This is a genomic window from Microcystis sp. M090S1 (genome assembly GCF_020246295.1).
GTDB classification, from domain to species: Bacteria; Cyanobacteriota; Cyanobacteriia; order Cyanobacteriales; family Microcystaceae; genus Microcystis; species Microcystis aeruginosa.
The window spans coordinates 1-6,198 of sequence record NZ_JADBTF010000420.1 but is presented as its reverse complement, the minus strand read 5'-3'; the positions used below and the strand labels follow the sequence as shown (position 1 = coordinate 6,198).

The window sequence follows — 6,198 nt, the reverse complement described above, 5'->3', positions numbered from 1 at the left end:
ATTTTATATTTAATTCCACCCACCTACTTATAGATATTTCGACAAAATTGAAAGGCAGAAAAAGGGTTTCTTTATAAACCCTTTTTCTAGTTTCCAACTAATCCTATTTGACCTAATAGGTAAGGCAGTCGCATTCATTTTCCCCATATGCACCCAGAAAAGTTTCCAACTAATCCTATTTGACCTAATAGGTAAGGCCAGGATACGACAGGGGGGATGACCATGAAGCAAATGTTTCCAACTAATCCTATTTGACCTAATAGGTAAGGTCTAGAAAGAAAGGTAGAGCGGAGTTTTTACGAGGGGTTTCCAACTAATCCTATTTGACCTAATAGGTAAGGACAAGTATTGAATCCGGAAATCTTGGAGAAAGCCTTGTTTCCAACTAATCCTATTTGACCTAATAGGTAAGGTCTCGAGTTATTCGATAAAGTCCGCCATGACAAGGTACGTTTCCAACTAATCCTATTTGACCTAATAGGTAAGGCAGTCGCATTCATTTTCCCCATATGCACCCAGAAAAGTTTCCAACTAATCCTATTTGACCTAATAGGTAAGGAAAAAAGAGGTTTGATTATGGAAAAAACTGTATTAGATGGTTTCCAACTAATCCTATTTGACCTAATAGGTAAGGAGTAAGAGTAGGGCTAATTCATGAATTAGCCCTACTTTTTTAGTTTCCAACTAATCCTATTTGACCTAATAGGTAAGGTTCAAGGAATTTTATCTGAAATCTGGGAGATTGTTAAAACTACGTTTCCAACTAATCCTATTTGACCTAATAGGTAAGGCATTCCTAATGTTTCAGCAATTATTAAGCCTCTAGCGTTTCCAACTAATCCTATTTGACCTAATAGGTAAGGCAATCCCTTTCGGCTTGATCAGGTGGTAAGCATGAAAGGGTTTCCAACTAATCCTATTTGACCTAATAGGTAAGGATCCCCGTGTCCAGAGGGTAATAGTCGAGGCTTTCAATCTTAATGGTTTCCAACTAATCCTATTTGACCTAATAGGTAAGGCCACCCAACTACTGCGGGATCCTTTAATCGTCTATCCTGCGTTTCCAACTAATCCTATTTGACCTAATAGGTAAGGCATAATAGGCGTCACAATAGCAGGAATAGCCTGCTTGTTTCCAACTAATCCTATTTGACCTAATAGGTAAGGAGTACCCCTTGGAAAGTCTCATCGAGAGGGGAAGACAGACCCCCAAATCGACGCACCTGCAAAAAGAGGGTTAAAAAGTGGTATTGGGGGGGGTAAAAGTCCCGATACTAAAGGGTAGAACCCTGACTGGGAGAGCAATCGACGCACCTCAACCAGAGAATCGGGGTTTTAGGTCGGGGAGGGGGTGCATCGATTTTCAGTCAAGAGTTGGGGGACAAGCTAGATGATGTAGAGATTTGGGGGTGGTTGAGGAGGAGAACCTCCCATCACCAATAATCTAGAGACAGCTTCTTCGGAAATCCCATAGAAGCGCACATCATCCTCTTGAGGATTGACCCTTTCTACTACTTTAGCGTACAGTTTCCGCCTCTCGATGTGTAATTAATTTTGCTTAAGTAATTATCTGTAATTAATTGTCTAGCTACTGATTAAGGAGGGTAGCGGGGGGGGGAGTTTTTTTTAAGGATTTTTTAACCCCCAAAATCCCCCGATTCTGGCGAGCAATCAGTATCATGGATAACAACAACAAGCTTTAGGTCTAATCCGATAAAAATCATGACCTACTTATCTCCTAAATTATTCACTTTTGAAGACTTTTTAAACCAGTATGGAGATGACCCACGCTATCAATTAATTGACGGGGAGTTGCGAGACTTGGAACCCACTGGACCTCAGGAATCCGTAGCGGGAAAAATCGCAGGAAGACTGTGGGGAGAAATCTTGCGATTACATCTACCCTGGACAATTCCTAAAAACTGTTTGCTCCGTCCAGAATCCGGTCAAGCTACTGCTTTACGTCCCGATGTCATCATTTTAGATGAAGTGGACTTTAGCACCGAACCTCTCTGGGAAAAACAAGCAATTTTAACTAGCTCCCAAGCAATTAAATTAGTGGTAGAAGTGGTTAGTAGTAATTGGCAAGATGATTATGCACGCAAAGTTGAAGAATACTCATCTTTAGGTATTGCTGAATATTGGATTGTCGATTTTCGTGGATTGGGTGGCATCTCTTTTATCGGTAAACCCAAACAGCCTACTTTGACTATTTTTCAGCTAGAAGGTGATGAATATCAACAAAAATTATATCGTCTTTATGAGCGCATTAGTTCGGCAGTTTTTCCCGAATTGTCTCTGTGTCTTCTCGATATTATACCCTAAATCTCTAGTAAAATTATGCTGAAATCTCTTAAAAATGTCCTGGGTAATCTGCGTCAATATCCCTATAATATTATCTTTAATCCCCTCACCAATGCAGCATTAGCCATCGCCGCTATTTTGGCACTAATTGCCGATCAATTTGGCCAGGGATATTATCTAATTTTTCTGATTACTTTGGCTCTAGTTATCATCGGTATCTGGCTAGAATCTCAGAAATACGACCTCTATAAACATCAGGCGATTCCTCTACCGATAGTGATTAATATTGATAATCCTGCCAATAGTAATAAGGCTCTGCAATCGCTTTTTAATATCATCGAAACAGAAAATAAATACAAAGATCATAAAAATAATCTTGACCAGTATCTCAATGTTAGTGAAACAGATTTAATTTTTAACTACTCCTGTGATATTTATGATCAAGAAATGCTGAAAACTTTTCTGCAAATACTACGCTATAATCTAGAGAAACTTAAGAAAAAAACTCCCCAAAATACTATTATTTATCTTGCCTATATCGGTCCGATTAGCGTCGCTATTATGGTCGGTACTATTCTCGCTACCGAAGGAGTAAAAATCTTTCAATATAATAAATCTTCTGATAGTTATTATCCTGTGGTGGAAATTGGCGATCGCAAACTTAAAGAAGATATTAAAGAATACGAAAAATTTGAGCGTGTTGTCACCGAAAAAGGTCAAGATAGAGTAACTATAGCCATCGATGTTTCTTCCCATAAAATTAATCTTAATGATCAGAGTATTGAAAACTACGGCGATTTAATTTATCTGAAAAGTAAAGGCAGTGGTACAATTGAAAAAAATGAAGATTGGCTACAATATTCTAGAGAAATCTTTAAAACTATCAACATCGCTCAACAAAAAAACTATCAAGAGATTAAGCTAGTTTATTCCATGCCTATAACTTTGGGAATACTTGTCGGAATGGCCGTTCAACAATACTGGCCAATTCTCCTAACTCAATACGAAAATTCTACCTACAGAAATCTTATTAATCTTCAGGAATTTAAACTTTATCGAGGACAATAAAGATAAAATGAACTATACTGTAATTACCTTTGCTCCTGTGCAAGGATTCATCGAAAAATCGCGTAAACTAAGGGACTTATACGGTGGTTCTTTTTTATTATCCTATCTTGCCGATGCTATCTGTCAGGCAGCGGATAAATATCCTGAATGTAGCCTTATTTCTCCGGCTTTAATTGACGTTAAAAGAGGAACTCCCAACCAAATCTTAATCGCGGGTAATTTTCCCAAAAAAGAGGCCGAACAAGTCTTCAATGACGCATGGCAAAAAGTGGTTAATAAGTGTCGGGTTTGGATTGAACAAAATTTACCACAATACAATTATACTTGGCGACGAGAATGGAACCTATGGATTAATCATACTTGGGAATTCTTCTGGGCGCAAGAGGACTCGATCGATTGTGCGTTTAAAAGTCTGCAACAGAAAAAATATCAACGAGATTGGACGGGAATTAATTGGCAAGGAGAAAGTTCTAGCTTATCAGGTTCCGATGCCATTGTTTGGTATGGAATGACGGATCAAACCCATCCTTTATATTCTAGTATTTCCCAACAAAATCAGCAAATCACCGAATTTTATCAGCAATTAAGTCAAAAACTTTCTAATGCTATCCTCGATGAAACCGAACGTCTTAGCATTCCCGAATTAGTCAAAAGAATGATTACATTATATGATATTGGCAAGCCTTTAAACCTAGAACTTCCTAAAAAATTTGTGGAACTAAATCGCTACGAGGAAAAATCCTATACAGGATGGTTTCAAGGGGACGGTGACGGGATGGGAAATTACCTAAAAAATCTGCCAATCTCCTTAAGAAAAAAATTTAGTCAAAAAATGCGACAATGGGGAGAAGAACTAGAAAATTATCTTAACTTTGGTCGCATTATTTATGCGGGAGGAGATGACTTTCTAGGGGTTTTGTTTTCCCAAAAATCCGAACCAAAATTAACCCTACAAGATTGTCTCTATTGGTTTGATAAATTTCATCGAGAAATCTGGCCAAAACACGGTTATTCTGAGGATATAACTGTTAGCGTCGGTTTTGTTTGGGCAGCTTCAGGAGTTCCTCAGCGTGACATATTGCAACAATGTCGAGAAGCAGAAAAATCCGCTAAAAATCAAGGTAAAAATCGTCTAGCGGTGCGAATCCTTTTTAACAGTGGTAACTATTTAGAGTGGGTTTGTCCCTGGGAAAACTTAAAAGATATCCTCGATAGTTATTGTGATCGCAGTGAAGGAAAAAACTGGACACATTTCTATAATGATATAGCAACTTTAGAAAATCGCCGCGCTTTTACCGATGATAATCACGATATTGCCAATGCAGTTTTTAACCTTTATTTTAATCAAAATATACCCATCGATACCACCTCTCACCAAGATAAAAATAACTGGGTAATTAACCTCTCAAAAGTGGCCAATCATCTCACCTAAACATAGAAAAATGTTGCAATATCTGATCATAATTAAACCTTTGGGATTTCTCTACGGTAGCGCCGGTCCGTTTCTGTCTCCAGAAAATCTAGTTGGACGTTCAGGAAATCGTTTTCCCCCTACTGCTGCCACAGTTTCGGGACTATTTGCTCACAGCAATCCCACCAATATTCGCGATTTACAAATTGCCGGCCCTTTTTGGGCAAACAGTGAACAACCAGATAACTTTTTTGTCCCCACTCCCTTTATTTATTTGGCTAAAAAAACCCTCGCAAATTATTTTCAAGACCAAGAAAATAACGACAATGGAAAAATTCAACACACCTTAACATGGCAAGAAAAATGGCAAGAGAAAGACAGTAAACAAATTGAGGGAAAATTCGATCGAGATAGTTGGATTCCTATCAACCAATGGTATAATCCTCAAAAAGCCTATGGTTCTCCGTGGCAATATCATCCCCATCTCCATCCGCGTTTGTTAGAGGAGCAAAGAAAGGTAAAAACTGGAGAATTATTCCTCGAAAATGCCGTTCAGTTACATCCAGATGCTTGTCTAGTTTATTTAGCTAATCAACCCCTAGAAAATGGCTGGTATCGCTTTGGTGGGGAATCCCATCTAGTGGAAGTTAAATCACTTGAACTAAGCAGCCATCTCCAAACTTTATTTAATCAAGATGTCGGTCAATATTTTGCCCTCATTACTGCCGCAATCTGGGGAACAAATCGCCTATCAACTCGCAATCCCAGTGATTGGCAATTAGAAACCCTCAACACCGAAAGACCAATAACCTATCGTTATCGATTCGGAGGAAAAGATAAAGTTAAGCGCTTATCTAGGGGACGTTATGCAGTTCCCGCAGGAACAGTTTATCGCTTAAAAAACCCCTTACCATCTTGGCAAAATTGGCAGGAATCTTGGTTCCCCACTGAAGGGGTTTCTCTCAAACGTTGGGGCTGCGGATTAGCCTTACCCTTAGAAAATATTGCCAAATAAAGCCTATAATTATTGAGTAGGGTAAATGAGACGAGCATAAGTGATAGCTATGGCAAAACTAAAAACTAGATTTCCCCGAAAAGCTTTATTAGATTATTGAAAAAGTGGTAATAATCAAAGCTCAAAAATTAGCAAAAATAAAATGCTGCGTATGTTTTTAGATTTTTTGGTAGAAGATGCCTTTAAAAACCCTTCTTCTCTCACTCCTTACACAGAGGAAATGGCTAAAGAAATCGATGAATTATTAAAGGGTGTTGCAATTGATTAGGAATAAACCTATAAGTAGGTAGGCACAATTATTTGTAGGATGGGTTAGCGGTAGCGTAACCCATGCGGGCGTTGGGTTTCATGCTTCAACCCAACCTACGTTCATTTTATATTTAATTCCACCCACCTACTT

General features: G+C 38.5%; 5 protein-coding genes and 1 CRISPR repeat array. All 5 genes read left to right on the top strand.

What is annotated here, in order from left to right:
- Window positions 1-89: 89 nt before the first annotated feature.
- Window positions 90-1,167: direct repeats of the CRISPR family, unit length 36 nt; unit sequence GTTTCCAACTAATCCTATTTGACCTAATAGGTAAGG.
- A gap of 555 nt (window positions 1,168-1,722) precedes the next feature.
- The 5 genes from IM477_RS18550 (at window position 1,723) to IM477_RS18530 (ending at window position 6,066) form a co-directional block, all read left to right on the top strand.
- The gene (locus tag IM477_RS18550; protein ID WP_287732999.1) at window positions 1,723-2,325 is read left to right on the top strand and encodes a Uma2 family endonuclease; all 603 of its coding nucleotides are present in this window, start codon (window positions 1,723-1,725) and stop codon (window positions 2,323-2,325) included.
- Window positions 2,326-2,340: 15 nt separating this feature from the next.
- A complete protein-coding gene (locus IM477_RS18545; protein ID WP_287732998.1) occupies window positions 2,341-3,372 on the top strand; it encodes an SAVED domain-containing protein in 1,032 nt (343 codons plus the stop codon).
- A gap of 7 nt (window positions 3,373-3,379) precedes the next feature.
- Window positions 3,380-4,804, top strand: a complete 1,425-nt coding sequence (locus IM477_RS18540; protein WP_287732997.1) for a Cas10/Cmr2 second palm domain-containing protein — start codon at window positions 3,380-3,382, stop codon at window positions 4,802-4,804.
- Window positions 4,805-4,814: 10 nt separating this feature from the next.
- Window positions 4,815-5,798: a type III-B CRISPR module-associated Cmr3 family protein gene (locus IM477_RS18535; protein ID WP_287732996.1), complete on the top strand. Its 984-nt coding sequence runs from the start codon at window positions 4,815-4,817 to the stop codon at window positions 5,796-5,798.
- Between the two features lie 142 nt (window positions 5,799-5,940).
- Window positions 5,941-6,066, top strand: a complete 126-nt coding sequence (locus IM477_RS18530) for an AbrB/MazE/SpoVT family DNA-binding domain-containing protein (protein ID WP_002757501.1) — start codon at window positions 5,941-5,943, stop codon at window positions 6,064-6,066.
- Window positions 6,067-6,198: the final 132 nt, after the last annotated feature.